The sequence below is a fragment of the Bifidobacterium sp. ESL1133 genome, from assembly GCF_058107325.1.
In genome coordinates this window covers 196,941-215,687 of sequence record NZ_JBYLUI010000003.1, presented here as the reverse complement: position 1 = coordinate 215,687, position 18,747 = coordinate 196,941, and the positions used below count along the sequence as shown (strand labels likewise).

15 protein-coding genes, 2 tRNA genes and 1 pseudogene are annotated in these 18,747 nt (G+C 57.9%); 12 read left to right on the top strand and 6 right to left on the bottom strand.

Features of this window, described 5'->3' with window-relative positions; translation table 11 throughout:
* Positions 1 to 5: 5 nt before the first annotated feature.
* Entirely contained in the window at positions 6 to 1,520 is a 1,515-nt protein-coding gene (locus AC3B5A_RS04480) for a glycoside-pentoside-hexuronide (GPH):cation symporter (RefSeq protein ID WP_489799190.1), read from the bottom strand.
* Between the two features lie 517 nt (positions 1,521 to 2,037).
* Between AC3B5A_RS04480 and dnaK the strand changes: the two genes are divergently transcribed.
* The 6 genes and pseudogenes from dnaK (at position 2,038) to AC3B5A_RS04450 (ending at position 8,006) form a co-directional block, all read left to right on the top strand.
* Positions 2,038 to 3,912, top strand: coding sequence for a molecular chaperone DnaK (gene dnaK / locus AC3B5A_RS04475; RefSeq protein ID WP_489760609.1), 1,875 nt, complete (start codon positions 2,038 to 2,040; stop codon positions 3,910 to 3,912).
* Positions 3,913 to 3,914: 2 nt separating this feature from the next.
* A complete protein-coding gene (gene grpE / locus AC3B5A_RS04470) occupies positions 3,915 to 4,676 on the top strand; it encodes a nucleotide exchange factor GrpE (RefSeq protein WP_489760610.1) in 762 nt (253 codons plus the stop codon).
* Between the two features lie 127 nt (positions 4,677 to 4,803).
* On the top strand, positions 4,804 to 5,835 hold the full coding sequence (locus AC3B5A_RS04465) for a DnaJ C-terminal domain-containing protein (RefSeq protein ID WP_489799188.1): 1,032 nt from the start codon (positions 4,804 to 4,806) through the stop codon (positions 5,833 to 5,835).
* A gap of 72 nt (positions 5,836 to 5,907) precedes the next feature.
* Positions 5,908 to 6,405 (top strand): annotated as a pseudogene (locus AC3B5A_RS04460) (heat shock protein transcriptional repressor HspR); the annotation flags it as partial.
* A 496-nt stretch (positions 6,406 to 6,901) separates the two neighbouring features.
* Positions 6,902 to 7,264 carry a thiamine-binding protein gene (locus tag AC3B5A_RS04455; RefSeq protein ID WP_489799187.1) on the top strand — a complete coding sequence of 121 codons (363 nt, stop codon included), beginning with the start codon at positions 6,902 to 6,904 and terminating at the stop codon, positions 7,262 to 7,264.
* Positions 7,265 to 7,322: 58 nt separating this feature from the next.
* Positions 7,323 to 8,006: an HAD family hydrolase gene (locus AC3B5A_RS04450; protein ID WP_489799185.1), complete on the top strand. Its 684-nt coding sequence runs from the start codon at positions 7,323 to 7,325 to the stop codon at positions 8,004 to 8,006.
* On the opposite strand, the gene AC3B5A_RS04445 is transcribed toward AC3B5A_RS04450, so the two are convergent.
* Complete coding sequence (locus AC3B5A_RS04445; protein ID WP_489799183.1) at positions 7,990 to 9,309, bottom strand: nicotinate phosphoribosyltransferase; 1,320 nt, start codon at positions 9,307 to 9,309, stop codon at positions 7,990 to 7,992. The genes AC3B5A_RS04450 and AC3B5A_RS04445 overlap by 17 nt on opposite strands.
* Before the next feature lie 163 nt (positions 9,310 to 9,472).
* Between AC3B5A_RS04445 and AC3B5A_RS04440 the strand changes: the two genes are divergently transcribed.
* The 6 genes from AC3B5A_RS04440 (at position 9,473) to AC3B5A_RS04415 (ending at position 14,715) form a co-directional block, all read left to right on the top strand.
* The gene (locus AC3B5A_RS04440) at positions 9,473 to 10,132 is read left to right on the top strand and encodes a Pr6Pr family membrane protein (RefSeq protein WP_489760615.1); all 660 of its coding nucleotides are present in this window, start codon (positions 9,473 to 9,475) and stop codon (positions 10,130 to 10,132) included.
* Positions 10,133 to 10,223: 91 nt separating this feature from the next.
* Positions 10,224 to 10,964: a ribonuclease PH gene (gene rph / locus AC3B5A_RS04435; protein WP_489799181.1), complete on the top strand. Its 741-nt coding sequence runs from the start codon at positions 10,224 to 10,226 to the stop codon at positions 10,962 to 10,964.
* Between the two features lie 80 nt (positions 10,965 to 11,044).
* A complete protein-coding gene (locus AC3B5A_RS04430) occupies positions 11,045 to 11,788 on the top strand; it encodes a non-canonical purine NTP pyrophosphatase (protein ID WP_489799179.1) in 744 nt (247 codons plus the stop codon).
* A 118-nt stretch (positions 11,789 to 11,906) separates the two neighbouring features.
* A tRNA-Leu gene (locus tag AC3B5A_RS04425) sits at positions 11,907 to 11,988 on the top strand.
* A 290-nt stretch (positions 11,989 to 12,278) separates the two neighbouring features.
* Positions 12,279 to 14,534: an exo-alpha-(1->6)-L-arabinopyranosidase gene (locus tag AC3B5A_RS04420; protein WP_489799177.1), complete on the top strand. Its 2,256-nt coding sequence runs from the start codon at positions 12,279 to 12,281 to the stop codon at positions 14,532 to 14,534.
* 107 nt (positions 14,535 to 14,641) lie between these two features.
* Positions 14,642 to 14,715: transfer RNA gene (locus tag AC3B5A_RS04415), tRNA-Gly, on the top strand.
* Between the two features lie 74 nt (positions 14,716 to 14,789).
* Here the strand turns inward: AC3B5A_RS04415 and AC3B5A_RS04410 are convergent.
* From AC3B5A_RS04410 to AC3B5A_RS04395, 4 genes are all read right to left on the bottom strand, one after another.
* On the bottom strand, positions 14,790 to 15,062 hold the full coding sequence (locus AC3B5A_RS04410; protein ID WP_489799176.1) for a hypothetical protein: 273 nt from the start codon (positions 15,060 to 15,062) through the stop codon (positions 14,790 to 14,792).
* Entirely contained in the window at positions 15,059 to 15,328 is a 270-nt protein-coding gene (locus AC3B5A_RS04405) for a hypothetical protein (protein ID WP_489799174.1), read from the bottom strand. The genes AC3B5A_RS04410 and AC3B5A_RS04405 overlap by 4 nt, the downstream gene beginning before the upstream one ends.
* Before the next feature lie 204 nt (positions 15,329 to 15,532).
* A complete protein-coding gene (locus AC3B5A_RS04400; protein ID WP_489799172.1) occupies positions 15,533 to 17,068 on the bottom strand; it encodes a YfcC family protein in 1,536 nt (511 codons plus the stop codon).
* 164 nt (positions 17,069 to 17,232) lie between these two features.
* Positions 17,233 to 18,708, bottom strand: coding sequence for an amidohydrolase family protein (locus AC3B5A_RS04395; protein ID WP_489799170.1), 1,476 nt, complete (start codon positions 18,706 to 18,708; stop codon positions 17,233 to 17,235).
* Between the last annotated feature and the right edge of the window lie 39 nt (positions 18,709 to 18,747).

Genomic DNA, 18,747 nt, shown 5'->3' with positions numbered 1-18,747 from the left:
TTTGGCTAGGCTTTCGTGGCAGCTTGTGACGCTGGGGCAGCGTTTCCGCTGTCGGTGGCGCTTGTGTCGGCGGCAACGGGTTCACTGTCGCCTGCGGCTGCCGTGTCCTTGTTGTCGAACTTCTCTTCGAGTTGCTTCACAATCTCACTGTGCTTCTTCTCGGTGAGCGTCACTTTGGCGGAGAAAATGACTGCGGAGATGATGATGAGAATGGCGGGCGCGTAGAGCATGTAGACCTTGAAGGTCGCAACCCCGCTGGCGGAAATGTCGGCGGCTGTGGCGGAACCGGTCATGCCTGCGGCGATGGCGGCGATGCTCACCACGCCGTTGGCTACTGCGCCGCCGAGCTTATCGAGCAATGGCCGCACGGTAAGGGTGACAGACTCGTTGCGTACACCGTTCTTGAGCTGGCCGTACTCCACGCAATCCGTGATGGTCATCAGCACGGAGAGGAAGATGAGGGGCTGACCTACGTAGAGCACGCCAGTGGAAATGAGCGCCATCGTTACGTTGTTGCCGCTCAGCAAGAGGCATACGAAGCCGACGATCATCACGATGATGGAACCGACGAGCACGCGCTTGCGGGTGAACATTTTCTGCAGGGTGGGGAATGAGACAACCGAGAGGATACCCAGGATGGCTTGGATGACGCCTACTGCGGAATATGCTTCGGGGTGGCCGAGCACGTAACGGAAGTAGTATACGAGCAGCGAGCTGGCCACGCTCCAGCCCAACGCAAAGAGCAGATAGGAGGCGCACACCCACATGAGCTGGTCGTTGGAACTCAGGATGTGGAAGATGTCCTTGAACGAGGTTCTCTTGGTGTTCTTGCGAATCTCGCTTTCGCCTTCTTTGGTGCCCCAGCAGGTGAGGAAGGAACCGATGAGCGAGACGGCGCAGATGATGATGGCGAAGGCGAGCCAGCCGGTGCGTGTTTGTGTGTCACCGGTGGTTCCTGCGAAATGTTGGGAGAACCAGACGTTGATGGGTACGAGCACGATGGCTACGCCGGTCGATCCCAAGGTCGAGCCGAAGCGGGCTACGGTGCCGATGTTGGTGCGGTCCGACGACTCGAGGCTCAGCGAAGGCAGCAGGCCCCAGAACGCCACATCCTTTGCGGAGTAGGTGAAGTCTACGATGACGAACACAATCACAAAGAGGATGAGGTACAGCACGGGGCTTGATTCGGTCAGCCCAAAGAAGTTGGTGAACAGCAGTACCAATCCCAGTGAGCTGACGATTGCCCCGCCCATGATCCAAGGCTTGAACTTGCCCCAGCGGGTGTGGGTGTTGTCGATGAGGGCACCGATGAGCGGGTCGAAGAAGATTTCAATGATGCGGATGGTCACCATCAGTGTGGTGATGGTTCCGATAAGCCATACGTTGCTTTGGCCGCCGTCTTTGTCTTCCAGAAGTTGGCTGGTGACGAACGTGACGAAATACGTGGCGAATGCCGCGTAGAAGGCGTCGTGGCCGAACGCGCCGGCCGCATACGATATTGATTGCTTGAACTTGTTCATTGTTCTCCTCGTGTGTCTCTACGCAAGTGTTCGTTCACGAGCGTGGATCAGCGTGCTCGACTTTCGGCAGCTGCATTGCCCTGTGTGAAAGTCGTGTGCATATCATAACTCAAAAATTGAGTGAAAATGAAAAGTTGTGTTAATTTTTGTTCAGTTAACATTTGGAATGTTGTGCTGCGAATATCTGTACCGGCGAAGGATTTTGAACGTTTGCAAGGGAGTTCGCGAGAGGTGGTGTGTCTGTGGTTGGTTATTTTCGTCTTTGGGCGGAAATTGTGACGTGTAAAGATGTGCGATTTCTTTGAAAATATAGATTTACTGCGATTTTTCAAACATGAGTGCCCCTGGCTCAACTTTCTTTCGGGGAAATGGGAATAAAAGTTGACAATCGAAAGTTGAGTGATGTAGGCTCAGGTTTGGAACGTGAAACGGATATCGGTTCGTCACATCTGCACAGACGTGCGGGCCAAGCCGAGCGAGACCGTACAGAGACTTCAACATAGAAGGAGCATTAACAATGGGACGTGCAGTAGGCATCGATCTGGGTACTACAAATTCATGCATCGCAACTCTTGAGGGTGGCGAGCCCACCGTCATCGTGAACGCTGAAGGCGTTCGTACCACGCCGAGCGTGGTAGCGTTCAGCAAGTCCGGTGAGGTGCTTGTTGGCGAGGTGGCCAAGCGTCAGGCTGTCACCAACGTGGATCGCACCATCAGCTCCGTCAAGCGCCACATCGGCACTGACTGGAGCGTGGAGATTGACGGCAAGAAGTGGACTCCGCAGGAGATTTCCGCGCAGATTCTCATGAAGCTCAAGAGGGACGCGGAAGCATACTTGGGCGAGCCTGTCACCGATGCGGTCATTACCTGCCCGGCATACTTCAACGATGCACAGCGTCAGGCCACCAAGGACGCGGGCAAGATCGCGGGCCTGAACGTGCTGCGCATCATCAATGAGCCTACTGCCGCGGCGCTTGCGTACGGCTTGGAGAAGGGCAAGGAAGACGAACGCATCCTGGTCTTCGATCTGGGCGGCGGCACCTTCGATGTCTCCCTGCTGGAGATCGGCAAGGACGACGACGGTTTCGCCACCATTCAGGTGCAGGCCACCAACGGCGACAACAAGCTCGGCGGCGACGACTGGGATCAGGCCATCATTGATTGGCTGGTAAGCCAGGTGAAGAACAAGTACGGCGTCGACTTGGCCAAGGACAAGATTGCGCTGCAGCGTCTGAAGGAAGCTGCTGAGCAGGCCAAGAAGGAGCTGTCCAGCTCTTCCGAGACCTCGATTTCGATGCAGTACTTGGCCATGACTCCCGACGGCACTCCGGTGCACCTTGACGAGACGTTGACCCGTGCTCACTTCGAGGAGATGACTTCCGGCCTGCTCAACCGCTGCCGTACCCCGTTCAACAATGTGCTCAGCGATGCGAACATCTCCGTGAACGACATCGACCACGTGGTGCTCGTCGGTGGTTCCACCCGTATGCCTGCTGTCAAGGATCTGGTTAAGGATCTGACTGGCGGCAAGGAAGCGAACCAGTCCGTGAACCCGGACGAGGTCGTGGCTGTCGGCGCTGCTGTGCAGTCCGGCGTCATCAAGGGTGACCGCAAGGACGTGCTGCTCATCGACGTGACTCCGCTTTCCCTCGGCATTGAGACCAAGGGCGGCGTCATGACCAAGCTCATCGACCGCAACACCGCCATCCCCACCAAGCGTTCGGAAGTCTTCTCGACCGCAGAAGACAACCAGCCTTCCGTGCTCATTCAGGTCTATCAGGGTGAACGTGGATTCGCTCGCGACAACAAGCCGCTGGGTACCTTCGAGCTCACTGGCATCGCCCCGGCTCCTCGCGGCGTTCCTCAGATTGAGGTCACCTTCGACATCGATGCCAACGGCATTGTGCACGTCGGCGCGAAGGACAAGGGCACCGGCAAGGAACAGTCCATGACCATCACCGGCGGTTCGAGCCTTCCTGAGGAAGAGATCGACCGCATGGTCAAGGAAGCCGAAGCGCACGAGGCTGAGGACAAGCAGCGTAAGGAAGACGCGGAAACGCGCAACCAAGCGGAATCCTTCGCCTACCAGATGGAGAAGATGGTTGCCGACAACAAGGACAAGCTTTCGGACGACGTGGTGAAGGAGGTCACCGACGACGTCAACGAGCTGAAGGAAACGCTGAAGGGCGAGGACATTGAGAAGATCAAGTCCGCGCAGACCAAGCTGACCGAGTCCTCGCAGAAGATCGGCCAGGCTCTCTATGCTCAGCAAGGTGCAGAAGATGCCGCTGGCGCAGGAAATGCCTCTTCGGACGGCGCTGCATCCTCCTCTGACGACGACGTGGTGGATGCCGAAGTCGTGGACGATGACGACGATAAGGACAACAAGTAACCATGTCCGGGTTCGACAAGGACGACTACTTGAGGGATCTGCCGGATCCTGATGATCCGATGCTGCGCGCGCCGAGCGCCGCAGCATCGGACGGGTCTCTGGCAGACTCTCGTAGTCGGTTTGAGCCGACCGGTGAACAGGAGGTGAAGATGTCTGACGATAACGTTGACGAGAACCAGAATGCTGCCGAGGCAGAAAGTGCAGCATCGGGCGACTGTGCTGGTGACGCTGCAGGTCAGGAATCTGTGGCAGAGACGACTCAAGACGAGACGGCATCAACCGAAGGTGATGGCCAGGGTGAGGGTGTCTCTGAAGAAGGGGATACTTTGACTCCCCTAGGGCAGGCCAAAAAGGAAGCCGCTGAGTATCTTGACGCTCTGCAACGTGAGCGTGCCGAGTTCGTCAACTTCCGCAACCGATCGCAAAAAGAGCAGAGCCGCTTCCGTGAACACGGCATTATCGACGTGCTCACCGCGCTGCTTCCCGCTCTCGACGACATTGATCGTATTCGTGAGCACAGCGAGATGGATGAATCCTTTACCGCTGTAGCTGCGAAGATCGATAAAGCCTTCGAGAAGTTCGGCGTAGAGAAGTTCGGCGAGAAGGGCGAGGAATTTGACCCCACCCGCCATGAGGCCGTGCTGCACAGACCTGATGCTCAGGCCACTTGCGAGACGGTCGATGCCGTCGTGGAAGCAGGGTATCGCATCGGTGATCGCGTGATTCGCGCGGCTCGCGTTGTGGTGGCTTCCCCGCAGGCATAGAGGTTTCCGTACAAGTCATGGACGGGCGCAGTCTCTCTTGCTGGGAAGGCAAGAAGTTGTGCCCGTTTCTGTTACGTGGCGGTGAGATCCCGTTGGGTTGGGATAGTGAACCTTGGAGAGGTGAACAATGGCTGAGAATGAATGGCTAAACAAAGACTTTTATAAAACCTTGGGCGTTGAAAAAGACGCAAGCGAGAGTGACATTACCAAAGCGTATCGCAAATTGGCACGCAAATATCATCCCGACCTCAACAAGACCAAGGAAGCCGAGGAGAAATTCAAGGATATCTCCGAAGCGTACGATGTGTTGAGCAATAAAGATGAGCGTCAGAAGTATGATGCCATCCGTCAGTTCGGCATGGGCGGTGCTCGGTTCGCGGGAGGTTCGGGCCCCGGCCAGGGCGGATTCAGCTCCGATGCCTTCTCCGACATGTTTGGCTCCATGTTCGGCGGCGGGAACGGACAAAACGTGCGATTCTCCACATCCGGCGGCGGGCCGGGGAACCTGAACGATATCTTCTCGATGTTCGGCTCTGGTGCCCCAGGCGGAACCGGTGCCGGATATGGTGCCGCGCCTGGTGGTCAGTATGGAGACGCCCGCGGGTACCAAGAGCCTAAGGAGCCGGTGCGCGGTGCCGACCGTAACTCGAAGATCACGCTGACGTTCCGTCAAGCGGTAAAGGGAGCTACCGTCTCGCTCAAAGCAGATGGTAAGACCTTTAAGGCGCACGTGCCGGCCGGAGTGAAAAGCGGTCAGAAGATACGCTTGCCCGGTAAAGGCAAAAGCGGTGTGAACGGCGGATCTGCGGGTGACATGTATTTGCATATCACGGTGACTGAGGACGATAAGTTCTCTATGGAGGGCAACGATATTGTGATGCCGTTGCCGGTGACGGTCGGGCAGGCCGTGGCTGGAGCCAGGGTGAAGGCTGTCGGGTTTGACGGTGAAACGGAAACCTTCCGTGTGCCGGCGGGTACGTCGAGCGGAACTGAAGTGCGCGTGCGATGCAAAGGCGTGCCTGGCCGTGATGGTGACCTTGTGGGTCGGGTGGAAATCCGCGTCCCGTCAAAGCCAAGTATGGAACTTAAGCATGATGCCAAGGAGTTTGACAAGCATTCCGCTGATTTTGTTGATCGAGTGGCTCAGGAACGTGAATGATTCAATCCCCATAGGGGCATGTTGAAATATCTGCCGCGAAGCGCGGAACGTGATGAAAGGTGGCTGTGAGCAGTGGCACGGGTAACGCAACAGATGCGTACGCTGTATGGTTTATGCGCAGTGGCGTTGGTGGAACGCAGAGCCGACTTGGATGGTGCTGACGATGTGGGCTTCGACATTGATCTGCCCGTGTTCAGCGTAGGCTTGGTGGCGCAGCTGGCTAATATTCATCCGCAGACGCTGCGACAGTATGATCGGCAGGAGCTTGTGGTTCCGCAGCGCACTGAGGGTGGTGCTCGTCGCTACTCGCTGCGTGATGTTGATCGACTGGTGCAAGCTCAGCGGCTGAGTCAGGATGAAGGCATCAACCTGGCAGGTATAGCACACATCCTGCGCTTGCAAGAGGAGAACCGGCAGCTCACTCGTGAGCTGCAGCGGCTCAAAAACGCGTCCCAGCCCAGCATTTTCGCAGCCGATGCGGATGGCGGTATCACCGAGATTCAGCATTCGCGTCAGGCGCGGCACTGGCGTGATGAGGTACGTGGCAGGACACGCGAGCTGCCCATGCGGCCATGGAGTCCCGAGACCTCTGATGAAGATCTGCTCATTGACGATGACACGGTCGGGTTCAGTGCCGGTAGTGCAGAGCGTGACGGGGATAACGATGGCGATCACAACATGGACGTGCGGTGCGACAGTGCATATCGCACTCAATTCGCGTGCGCACGGCGGGGTATGGCGGCCGAGCAGGGGAGCGAGAACGTTGCTCAGGCTCTGGGCTACAGGCCGCACGGCCGCCATGCCAATCCGGCCGGCGGTGCCGATGCGGATTCCCAAGTGCGCGATGCGTTTGCCGACGCGAGGGCCTTGGTGCTGTGGCACAACTTCATCGCGTGAGGCATCGCTGGTGTAGCACTGATGTAGCACTGCTGTAACGCTGATGTAGTGCCGCATGGGTGGTCTTCGCCGTATGGGTGTGCCTCCCGCTGACGTGAACTTCGGTATCGCTTTCCGTATGGTGGTGCCGCGCTTCCCAAATCGATGCGCACTGAGTAGAGTGTCCAGTATGGATAGAAACGCAGAACGGCAGGACGTGCCGAACAACCCGGAAACCGGCAAACCTTACATCAATACGGTGGCTGCAGTGGCTATTGCCCCAAGCGGCGTGGGTACCGAACTGAGCGAGCCTGTGGCGCAGGCCATTGAGGTGATTCGTGAGTCCGGACTGCCCAATGAGACCAACGCCATGTTTACCAACATTGAAGGAGATCTTGACGAGGTGCTGCAAACGGTTCGCGACGCTACCATGAAGCTTGCGGCTCAGGGCTACCGTACCGGTGTTACGCTCAAACTTGATATTCGCCCTGGCTTTACCGGTCAGATACACGAAAAAGCGAAGCTGGTGGACGAGATTCTTAAGCGACGCTAAGGTAAACAACATAAACGTTTCTGGCCGTGTGCCGCAATATGAGAGATGAGGAGGCGGCATGGGGCTGCTCAAAGCTGTGCTGTGGGATATGGACGGCACACTGATTGATTCTGAGCCGATTTGGCACGAGGCCGAACGGCAGTTGGCTGTGTCCCATGGCGGCGAGTGGGATGAGGAACTGGCTTGGGAGAATGCCGGTAAGCCCCTCACAGTGGTGGCTGCCCGCATGATAGAACGCGGCACCAAGATGCCGATTGAAGAGATTGAAGACAGCCTGATTACCACGGTGTTCGAAGAAGAGATGCGTTGCATGCCGTGGACGCCGGGCGTGCTCGACGTGCTGCATTCGCTCATTGTGGCGGGCATCCCCTCAGTGCTGGTTACTGCCTCGCCCCGTGTGATGGCGGAGAACCTGGTTAAACAGGCGCCGCAAGGGGCGTTCGTGGGGTTTGTCAGCGGTTCGGACGACCTTCCCAAGAAGCCTGATCCTGCACCGTATCTTGCAGCCGGCAAGCTGCTCGGCATTGCTCCAGAAGACATGGCGCACTGCGTTGCGGTCGAGGATTCGCCTGCAGGCCTTGCTGCGGCCGCCGGCTCGGGGGCCACCACGCTTGCGCAGATTGGTTTCAATAATTCCGATGTGTCGCAAGGCCCCCAGTTTGCCGTCATCAATGGCTATGACGGCGTTGATGCGGCGGCGCTGGAAACCTACGTGGCGCAGCGGCTTACAGCACGTCGATAACCGTAGGAATAGCGGGATCGCCCTTCATCAGCGACTGTGCAGTAATAGGCAGTGCTGCCAGAGCCTTAGCGTGATGCGCCTGAGCCTGGGCAATGGCCTCATGCCCTTGGAACTGGCTGTCAGCCTGACCGTCGCGCATGAAGTCCACCAGCAAATCCCGCCAATCGTCTTCCGGTTGAAAAGCCTGCAATGCCTCCTCGGAGCCGGAAACCACATGCTCGGCGTTCGCCAGATTGTATTCGTACGAACGCCAGGCGAGCTTGCGACCGGGCACGCTGGCCTTGTCTTTTGACTTCTTGGCGACCGGCTCCATGCGCCCATTCGCTCCCTCGCGCTCGGCGAGTTTGTAGACCATGGCGCAAGTTGGAGCTCCCGAACCGGTCACCAACATGGTGCCCACACCATAGGAATCCACCGGAGCGGCCTGCAGCCCAGCGAGCGCATACTCGTCCAAATCATTGGTCACGGTGATTTTCGTGTTGGTGGCTCCCAGAGCGTCGAGTTCGCCGCGTACACGCTGCGCCATTGAGGCCAAATCTCCTGAGTCGATGCGCACGCCTCCGAGTTCGGTCCCGGCTACGTCCACAGCGGTTTTCACTGCTTGCTCGATGTCGTACGTGTCCACCAGCAGGGTGGTGGAGGTGCCCAGTGCGTCGATTTGCGCCTGGAATGCTTCGCGCTCGCTGTCGTGCAGCAGAGTGAAGCAGTGCGCCGCCGTACCGATGGGTTTGAGGCCGTACATTTGTGCGGCGAGAAGGTTTGCGGTGCCTTTGAATCCGCCCACTGCCGAGGCTCTGGCGGCTGCGACGGCTGCCCACTCGTTGGTGCGTCGTCCTCCCATGTCCATGCAAGGGCGCCCTTTGGCGGCGGTCGTCATGCGCGAGGCCGCTGACGCCACTGCGGAATCGTAGTTGAGAATGGAAAGCACCAGCGTTTCCAGCAGTGTGCATTCGGCGAATGTGCCTTCTACCTGCAGGATGGGGGAGTCGGGGAAGAACATTTCTCCTTCACGGTACCCGCGTATGGAGCCGGTGAACTTGAAATGCTCGAGCCAGGAGATGGTCTCGGCGCTCACGATGTGCTGATCGGCAAGGAACCGAAGGTCTTTTTCGTCCAGGTGGAAGTGCTCCAGGGCATCGAGGATGCGACCGGTTCCGGCCACCACGCCGTAGCGGCGGCCTTCGGGCAGGTGGCGTGTGTACACCTCGAACACACATTTGCGCGACGCTGTGCCGTCTTTGAGCGCGGCATCCAGCATGGTGTACTCATACATATCGGTCATCAACGCTGGCGAGTAATCCATTGCTGTCCCTTTCGTGCCGGTGCCTGCGATCATACGGTTCGGCTATTGCCGCCCGAGGCGCCGTGTGTCGTTGTCTTGTTGGCCTCATTTTATGGCGGCAGAGCGACGTGAACGCAGCTTTAGGTAGGCGCATCTCGGTGCTGGTTCGTAGAATGGTGGCATTATGAGATATTTCGTTGGACTGTACCGTATTGTTATCGGTGTCCTTGCTTTGACTTGGACGAGCATTGCTTGGGGGAACCTGAGTTTCTGGGTGTATTTCACCTATCAGACGAATTTCGTGTTGGGGCTGGTAATGCTGTGGGCCGGCATCGCTTCGATCGCGGGTCTCAAGCAGCCTCCGGCATGGTTGAAGGGTGTGCTGACGCTGTATATCCTCGTCACCGGTCTCATCGCGTTCTTCGTGCTGCCACCGACCGATCCGGCCACCGCAAAATACGTGTTTGGCGTGATGACCAACACCATCCTGCATATGGTGGTGCCGATCATGGCCACCATCGACTTCATCTTCTTCGATGAGCATCGGCGATTCAAATGGCATTACATTTTCTCCTGGCTCATCTATTTCCCGTTCTACCTTGCGTTCGTTCTTATTCGCGCAGCGCTGTGGCCCCACTCCGGCCCCGAACCGAAAGGCAACCCCTACCCATATGGCTTCATCGACCTGACGCAAATCAGCTGGGAGCAGTTGGTGGTCAACTGCGTCATGTGTGTCGTCTTCTTCATTGTGCTCGGTCTTTTCCTCTTCCTTATCGATAAGGTACTGCCGGCGAAACCGCTGCTCGGTGAAGTGAAAACCGTCAAGGCAGGCAAGCGTCGGTAAGCGTTCCGTGGGCGATTCGCGTGCGGCGCGGCCGACTGTCAGTTAGCGTGTGATGCTAGATTGACGGTAGATATTGAGGGAAGAAGGAACGATGAACGATACTGTGAACAGGCCTGACGGAAGGCGCGCGAACGAGCTGCGCCCGGTAAGCATCACCCGCCATTTCACTGACAATCCCGAAGGTTCGGTGCTCATCTGCTGCGGCAATACGCGTGTGATGTGCACGGCCACCTTCACTCCCGGAGTGCCGCGCTGGCGCAAGGATTCCGGTTTGGGTTGGGTGACCGCAGAATACGCCATGCTGCCACGCGCCACCTCAGAGCGTACGCCGCGTGAGTCTGTCAAAGGCAAAGTAGGCGGCCGTACGCAAGAGATCAGCCGTCTTATCGGTCGTTGCCTGCGCGGTGTGATCAACACCAAAGCGCTGGGAGAGAACCAGATTCAAATCGACTGTGACGTGCTGCAAGCAGACGGGGGGACGCGCACCGCTTCGGTGACCGGTGCCTATGTGGCGTTGGTGGATGCACTGCGTTGGGCGGAACGCCATCATGAGATCCCTTCGGCGCAGCGTGTGCTGACCGATCAAATTTCCGCGGTTTCCGTGGGTATTGTCGACGGCACTCCCATGCTTGACCTGCCTTATGCGGAGGACAGCAACGCCATGACCGACATGAACGTGGCTATGACCGGCTCCGGAGCATTCATCGAAATTCAAGGTACCGCCGAGCATAAGCCCTTCACGCGCGAAGAATTGGCACAGCTGTTGGACTTGGCGCAACAGGGCAACGAAGCATTGCAGGAGGCGCAGCGCGCTGCACTTGCACAGGATTAGCACGAAGGCGCCGAGCCCGTATCCAGCTGATTCGTGTGGTATCTTGCACGCGCCGTCAACGCATCGAGAACAGGAACATCATGAAAATTGTCGTAGCAACGCACAATGAAGGTAAATTGCCTGAAATTCTCACCATCCTCAACGAGGCGTTGGGAGACAAGGCCGGCAGCGTGGAGCTGGTCTCGGCCGGCGCTCTGAAGCTGCCGGACGTCAAGGAGACCGGGGTCACCTTCGAAGAAAACGCGCTGCTCAAAGCGCGTGATGTGGCCGAACGTACCGGTCTGCCTGCACTTGCGGACGATTCCGGTCTTATCGTGGACGTGATGGGACGCGCGCCGGGCATTCTTTCGGCACGATGGGCAGGCAAGCACGGTGACGATCAGGCGAATACGGCCCTGTTGCTCAATCAGTTGTCCGACATTCCCGACGATTTGCGCCAGGCGCGCTTCCGCTGCGCTGCAGCGCTCGCTGTACCGCAGACGCAGGCGTTCGGTGGTTCTGAGGACTGGCTGGATGAGACGGGCGAGATGCCTCGGCAGCCGGTTTCCGCAGTAAAGTTCGACGAGACGGTGGCAACCGGTGAAATGACGGGGCGTATTGTGCGCGAGCCGCGAGGCAGTCATGGGTTTGGTTACGACCCGATTTTTGTCCCTGACGTTCAGCCCGGGCGTGTGCGTGACGGACGTGCCAAACCGCCGCTTACCAGCGCGGAGATGAGTGCGGAAGTCAAGAATTCCATATCTCATCGGCGTCGCGCGTTTGAGGCTTTGGCTCCGTCGGTGGTTCGGTTGCTTGAGGCAGAGTTGTGGGATCAAGAAGGCTAGGCCGCGATTGATACTCGATGGGCGACTGCTGGCTCGTGTGGCGGTTGGCGCTCGCCGGATACCTGCTGACTCATGTGGCGGCGGCGAATTCCTGGCTGGCTGATAGATTTAAGTTCGCGCGCGCATGGCGGAATTGGTAGACGCGCAGGATTTAGGTTCCTGTGACTTAGGTCGTGAGGGTTCAAGTCCCTTTGCGCGCACTTGTGGAGTGTGGTTGAGCAATGTTGCTATATCGCGTAAACCCTACTGCTAGCTGGTCTTTATGGATATTTCTCACAGATATAATGTGAGCTATGCCGAGCACGCTTGCGGTGCGCAGTTAGTGTTGCTAGACTGAGCCTAATATTTCGGCTGATGCGAGGTTGCACGGTCCGTTCCTTCGGTTCGGACAGGTGGTGCCAGGCATGCAGCAGGAATAGCAACCATGAACACATCGGTGGGCTTGGCGCTCAATGGAGAATGCGTCCACGAATCTCACGAAAGGCGAGATATGAGCAATCAGAACCCTACAACGAAGGCAAGCGATCTCAGCATCGAGGAACAGGCGGCGCTGACCAGCGGCACCAACCCTTGGAGCATCGGCAAGGTAGAAGCCAAAGGCTTGCCTAACTACACGATTACCGACGGGCCTCATGGTCTGCGCAAAGCCCAGAACCTCGAGGGCATGGATGTGGATGCGGCTGTTCCTGCCACCTGTTTCCCGCCCGCGGCGGGCATGGCCAGCAGCTGGAACCCCGAACTCATCAAGCGCACCGGCGAAGCCATGGGCGAGGAGTGCGTGCAGGAACAGGTCGCAGTCATTCTGGGGCCTGGCATCAACATCAAGCGCAATCCGCTCGGCGGACGGTGCTTCGAATTCTGGAGTGAGGACCCGTACCTGACCGGTCATGAGGCTGTGGGCGAGGTTGAGGGCATCCAGTCCAAAGGCATCGGCACATCGGTCAAGCACTTTGCGGCCAACAACCAAGAGACCGATCGCCTGCGCGTCAGTGCGAACATCTCGCAGCGTGCCTTGCGCGAAATCTACTTCCCTGCCTTCGAACACATCGTCAAGGAAGCCCAGCCGTGGACCATCATGTGCTCGTACAACCAAATCAATGGTGAATACTCCTCGCAAAACCGTTGGCTGCTCACCGACGTGCTGCGCAAGGAGTGGGGTTTTGAAGGCCTGGTTATGTCGGACTGGGGTGCAGTGCACAACCGCACGGCCGCACTGAATGCAGGGCTCAACTTGGAGATGCCGCCTACCAGCACCGACGACGAGATTGTGCATGCAGTGAGCGACGGAGAAATGAGTGCCGAGCAGCTGGAACGTATGGCTCAAGGCATGATTGATCTGGTTAACAAAGCTCGTCCGGCAATGGAACAGGGTGCTGCCGGCTACCGTTACGACGTGGATGCACACAACGAGGTGGCACGTGAAGCCGCTCGCGAATCCATTGTCATGCTGAAGAACGACGACGATTTGCTGCCGATTCAGCCAGGTGCCAGCTTGGCTGTGATCGGTGAGTTCGCTCGCACTCCGCGTTACCAAGGTGCCGGCTCCTCGCTCATTAACCCCAACAAGCTCACCAGCTTCCTTGATGCGCTCGAAGACCGTGGGGTTGAAGCCCGGTTCGCTCCCGGTTTCACACTCGACGATGCTCAGCAGGATCCTGCCCTGACAGACGAGGCGGTGGCTGCCGCACAGAGCGCCGATACCGTGTTGCTCTTCCTTGGGCTTCCTGCACAAGCCGAATCCGAGGGCTTCGACCGTGAGACGCTCGACATCCCGGCCAAGCAGGTCGAGGTGCTCGAAGCTGTTGCCGACGTAAACAAGAACGTGGTCGTGGTGCTTTCCAACGGCTCCGTGGTATCCATGCCGTGGGCCGGTTCCGCCAAAGCCGTCCTCGAAGGTTGGCTGCTCGGCCAAGCCGGTGGCGCTGCCACCGCCGACGTCGTCTTCGGTGATGTGAGCCCGTCCGGCAAGCTCGCCCAGAGCGTTATCAACAGCCTGGACGATGATCCGACCATGATGAACTGGCCGGGCGAAGAAGGGCATGTGGACTATGGCGAGGGCGTGTTCGTGGGCTACCGATACTACGACACGTTCCACAAGAGTGTGGCCTACCCGTTCGGGTTCGGCCTGAGCTACACCACATTCGAAATCGGCGATGTGCATGCCGAGAAGACCGGCGGGCAGACGGCACGTGTCACTGCGCGCGTTGCCAACACGGGCAAGCAGGCCGGTGCTGAAGTGGTGCAGCTGTATGTGGCACCGCCCAAGTGCAAGGTGGCTCGCCCTGTGCACGAACTCAAGGCGTTCAAGAAGGTGCATCTTGAAGCCGGTGAGTCCGCCCAAGTCGAGTTTGAGCTGGACTCGCGCGCCTTTGCCTACTGGTCCGAGCAGTTTGAAGATTGGAAGGTCGAGGGCGGTTCCTACGGCATTGAAGTCGGCACCTCTTCGCGAGATATCGCCGATACGGTGATTGTGGATCTGGACGACGACGGCAAGAAGATGAAGCTCACCGAATGGTCCACCTTCGGCGAGTGGCAGGCCGATCCGGTTGGCTCCAAAGTGATTGACAAGGTCATCGCCGAGCTCGACGAGCAGTATGGTCGTCCGGTTATCCCCGAAAGCCAGCTTATTGTCATGTTCCTCAAGACCGCACCCTTGGGTGGTATCTCCATGATGGTCGGCGCTGACGTGGCCAAGGATCTGTCGTCCCGCGCGCTTGCCGAGTATGAGCGCGTCAGCCAGCAGTAGTGACTTGTGGCCGTATCCTCTCTTGCCAAGTGCGGGGAGGATACGGTACTTGTGCAACTGACCTGGGGGTCGTGTACAATGACTTTGCTGCCGGTACACGGCGGCACGCGGATGTAGCTCAATGGTAGAGCCTCAGTCTTCCAAACTGATTACGCGGGTTCGATTCCCGTCATCCGCTCCATCTCGAAACGCTGAAAGACCAGCGAAAACAAGACAATCGAGAAACGAGTGGGTGCTCAAACTTCACAATCGTCTTTACTTGACCAAAGCGCTTGCAAGGGTCTGTCTTGCCCAGTCGCTGGCGCTCATGCCTTGACGGTCGGCATCTCGCTTGATGAGTTCCCATAGTGAGTCGGGCATACGTATGGCGTGGCTGCGCATTGGTTCGCGTGGAGCCTCCCATGGTCTGCCTGTGACCGGTGTCAATTCGCTGTTCGGGAAGCCCTGTTCGGCCTCCCCGGCCAGTCTCTCGACCAGTGCGTCGGTCAAGACCGTGCCATCCGAGGCAATGTATTTGTTGTTGTTCATGATCTGCTCCTTTCCAATTCATCTCGGAACCCCTGGGTCAGGTAGTTCGCGTGGACGACGATGTTCGTGTCGCCGGCGCCCTCGACGACGACCAGTTCGATGGGTTTGGCTTGTGCATCGAAACCGATCATCGCCCATCGTGGCGGGTCGGCGTCTCTGTCTCTTTGTCTGATACGCATGCCGTGGCTCCCTGTCTCATAGGCGCTTACGATCTGCTGTTCTGACAGACCGTGCTTATAGGCGTGAGGGTGTATTACGATGCGCATGACATACAGTATAACACTCTACGGTTTGGCCGCAATCAGACCAGGCGATGAAGAAGCACAACACTCTGCGTAGTGCGGAGATTGGGGTACTGCGGGGAACGTGGACACATTTCCGCGTTCAAGTTTTCCCAATCGCAGTCTTTGATGTGCGAATACAGTGAGCGGTGGACGGAAACTATCCGCCCACCGCTCACTCAACTTGGTCTATAGGGTATCTGCATGGTGTTGGGATTGAGTGTTGTGGGAAGCATGAACGACATTTTTCGTCGTACAAACTTTTCTCGCAGCACCCCCGCTTGCTAGATCACCAGTGTGGCGGCCCAGAGCAGTACTGCTGCGACGACGAAGAGGATGCCGAAGATCTTGCTGCCGATTTTCAGCCACTTGCCGAACCCGATACCGGCTACCGAAAGTCCTGCGAGCATTACGCCGCCGGTAGGGTTGATGATATTCATCAAGCCGTTGCCGAACTGGTTGCTCAGTACGATGACATCGCGGTTGATGTTCACCAGGTCGGCCAGCGGTCCCCATCACCGGCATGGTGAGTGCGGCGGACCCTGAGGAGGAAGGCACGAAGAGCGTGATGATGCTCTGCACGGCCAGCAGGATGGTGGTGAACAGCGGCTTGGGCAGGCCACCGAGTGCTCCGGCGAGCGCGTTGAGGATGGTGTCGATGATGGCACCGTTCTCCATGAGTACCAGGATGCCGCGAGCCAGCGCGATGATGACGGCCGCGTAGACGAAGTCGGCGCAACCGGCGACGAAACTGTCGCAGATTTCGTTGACCTTGAAACGGGCGACAAATCCGATGATGATGCCCATGGCCAAGAACAGCGCGCTGATTTCGGTCATGTACCAGCCTTGCGCCAGGATGCCGTACACCATGAGCACCAGTCCGGCCACGAAGATGGCGATGATGATTTTGTCGTTGGTGGTGAATTCATCGTTGTCGCTCGACAGTTCCCCGTTCTTGTTGGTCCCGTGATCGCTCAGCTTTGCTCGCAGTGCTTGGTCGGTGTCATAGACGATGGAGGATTCGGGATTCTTGCGCACTTTCATGGCGTGGTGCATAGTGAAGGCGATGGAGATTGCCGTGATGATCACCCAGCACACCATGCGCATCCACAGTAGGGGATTGCCGTGGATGCCGCCGATTCCCTGGGCGATGAGCACATTGAATGGGTTGATGGTGGAACCGATGTAGCCGGCTTGGCTGGCCAGGAACAGGGTGAGGATGGCGGTCAGCGAATCAAATCCCTGCGACAGCATGAAGGTGATGAAAATGATAAACAGCGGTATGAGTTCCTCGCTCATGCCGTATGTGGAACCACCCAGCGAGACCAGAATCATCATGAGCGGAATGACCAGGATGCCTTTGCTGCCAAGGAAGTCGGACAGCGCTCGCAGGCCGCGGTCGATGGCGCCGGTTTTCAAAATGATGCCGAAGGCACCACCCAGGATGAGCACGAACGCAATCACATCGACGGCGGCGGCAATGCCGTTGCTCGGTGCTTCAAGTACCTGCCAGAGGCTTTGCGTATGGCCCTCTTTGGGAATCTGATGGTAGGTTCCGGGAACCACCACGTCGCGGGCGTTGCCGTCTACGGTCACGCTTTTGGTGTCGAACTCACCGCTGGGGATGACCCAAGTGAGTACTGCCGCCACAATCAGCAGTATGAACATGAGCGCATAACTGTGTGGAAAACCGATATGCCTTATTTTCTCTATGAATTTCTTCATTGTTGTTCCTTGCATTCTCTCGTTGTCATTGATTGATTGTTGAAGTGTTGAAGTGTCGGTGCGGTGACTGCCGGAATCGGCGGTGCCGGGCAGGCACGGTGATGGTGCATCGTGGCATGGAGGTGACGATGCACCGTCGGTCGAGCCGCACCGCTGCGGGCGCGTCAGTCTTGGTAGACCAGTGCTCCGTCGACGTATGTGGCTTGCACGCGGGTGGTGCCTAGTTCGCGGTCGCTGCATCCGGCAAGGTCATGGTCGAATATCACGAAGGTGGATGGGGCGCCCTCTTTCAGCTCGTGATGTTCATCGCCGCGCCCTGTGTGCGTCCATGCGTCAAGCAGGTCGAGGGTGGGCATGGCCTGATGTGGGAACCAGCGTTCGTCGCCGTGGTCGAAGCGCCTGCGACTGGCACGCAGTAGTGACTGCGGTACTGATGTGACGAACAGTGGACAATCCGTGCCGCATGTCACTGCGGTGCCGGCTTCGGTCAGGTTGGTGTAGCGGTAGAAATTGCCACCGTCTTCGCCTGTTATGGTCTGGCTCATATAGGCCTCGTCGAGCGAGGGGTTGAGGCCCAGAATCTGCGGGTATATCTCGGCGGTGATACCGGCCTGCTCCATGGTCAGAGCCGCATGATGCGTGACCATTTCCAGATCGCTGATTGAATGGTGTGTGTTCTCGTTGCTATGCTTGGCCAGCATGTCGGCTGACATATCTATTGCCCGGTCGCCCTCGGCGGTAAGGCAGCAAGAGATGCCGCGTTCGGCCAACTGCGCGACGCTGTCTTCGAGTTTGGTGTAGTCGATGGCAGGTTTGGTGGAACCGTCACGGTATTCGCCGTAGATGTCGCCTGTGCCATCGGCCACCACACCGTCAACCATGAACTTGATGCCGCCAAACTGCAAGTGCGAGCCAAAGTCGCGATTACTCAGACGTTGCAGGGCATCGGGGTCGAACGGATGTGCCACCGCCTCGATGGTCATGGTCACTGCGAGCTGATGGTCGTCAATGGCTTCGTGCACCGTGCAATCGTCGAAGACGATGTCTTTGCAAGACACCACTCCGCGAGATAGGAGCATGTGTTGGAACTTGTTCCACCCGGTGTTCACAAAAGCCTTGTCCTGGACCATCTCGGCGATGAGCCGGTGCCGTTTTTCTGCGGCGGCATCGCCTTCGGTGAAACCGTAACGCTCGACTGCTGCGGTATTCATCCAATATGTGGATCGGTCTTGGCTGATGGCCAGCAACGGTACTGTGGCGGAAACTTCGTCGAGCATGGTTCGGGTCACCTGCTCTGCCCAAGCATTCGAATCCCACCCATGTGCATACACCGGCGTATCCGGATGTGCCCTCAGCTGGTCTGCGAAGATGTCAACGGCCTCCTGCACAGTTGCGGCGTGAGAGAGGTCTACCCCACAGTTGGCGGCGAGCCAGCCAGAGAAGAAGACATGATTGTCGTGGATGCCGGGCATGACGAACCCGTCGTCCGCGCAGACCACGGTGGTGCCGTCGTCAACGGGGCCGTATTTCCATCCTTTCGTGACGTTGGTTAATGTCGGTCCATTGAACTCCAAGTATCCTTGGTAGGGCTCGGTTCCTGTCCCGTCGAGGATATGACGGGACCTGACTATGGTTCTCATTTCAGCTCCTTCGCTGATTGAGGCGAACCGTAGAAGGTA

Excerpts from the sequence above, each read along its gene's own strand:
- AC3B5A_RS04455 (WP_489799187.1), top strand. The coding sequence starts at position 6,902 with ATGGATAGAAACGCAGAACGGCAGGACGTGCCGAACAACCCGGAAACC.
- AC3B5A_RS04405 (WP_489799174.1), bottom strand. The coding sequence starts at position 15,328 with ATGCGCATCGTAATACACCCTCACGCCTATAAGCACGGTCTGTCAGAA.
- AC3B5A_RS04430 (WP_489799179.1), top strand. The coding sequence starts at position 11,045 with ATGAAAATTGTCGTAGCAACGCACAATGAAGGTAAATTGCCTGAAATT.
- rph (WP_489799181.1), top strand. The coding sequence starts at position 10,224 with ATGAACGATACTGTGAACAGGCCTGACGGAAGGCGCGCGAACGAGCTG.
- AC3B5A_RS04450 (WP_489799185.1), top strand. The coding sequence starts at position 7,323 with ATGGGGCTGCTCAAAGCTGTGCTGTGGGATATGGACGGCACACTGATT.
- dnaK (WP_489760609.1), top strand. The coding sequence starts at position 2,038 with ATGGGACGTGCAGTAGGCATCGATCTGGGTACTACAAATTCATGCATC.
- AC3B5A_RS04410 (WP_489799176.1), bottom strand. The coding sequence starts at position 15,062 with ATGAACAACAACAAATACATTGCCTCGGATGGCACGGTCTTGACCGAC.
- AC3B5A_RS04480 (WP_489799190.1), bottom strand. The coding sequence starts at position 1,520 with ATGAACAAGTTCAAGCAATCAATATCGTATGCGGCCGGCGCGTTCGGC.
- AC3B5A_RS04420 (WP_489799177.1), top strand. The coding sequence starts at position 12,279 with ATGAGCAATCAGAACCCTACAACGAAGGCAAGCGATCTCAGCATCGAG.
- AC3B5A_RS04465 (WP_489799188.1), top strand. The coding sequence starts at position 4,804 with ATGGCTGAGAATGAATGGCTAAACAAAGACTTTTATAAAACCTTGGGC.
- AC3B5A_RS04400 (WP_489799172.1), bottom strand. The coding sequence starts at position 17,068 with ATGAAGAAATTCATAGAGAAAATAAGGCATATCGGTTTTCCACACAGT.
- AC3B5A_RS04395 (WP_489799170.1), bottom strand. The coding sequence starts at position 18,708 with ATGAGAACCATAGTCAGGTCCCGTCATATCCTCGACGGGACAGGAACC.
- grpE (WP_489760610.1), top strand. The coding sequence starts at position 3,915 with ATGTCCGGGTTCGACAAGGACGACTACTTGAGGGATCTGCCGGATCCT.
- AC3B5A_RS04440 (WP_489760615.1), top strand. The coding sequence starts at position 9,473 with ATGAGATATTTCGTTGGACTGTACCGTATTGTTATCGGTGTCCTTGCT.
- AC3B5A_RS04445 (WP_489799183.1), bottom strand. The coding sequence starts at position 9,309 with ATGGATTACTCGCCAGCGTTGATGACCGATATGTATGAGTACACCATG.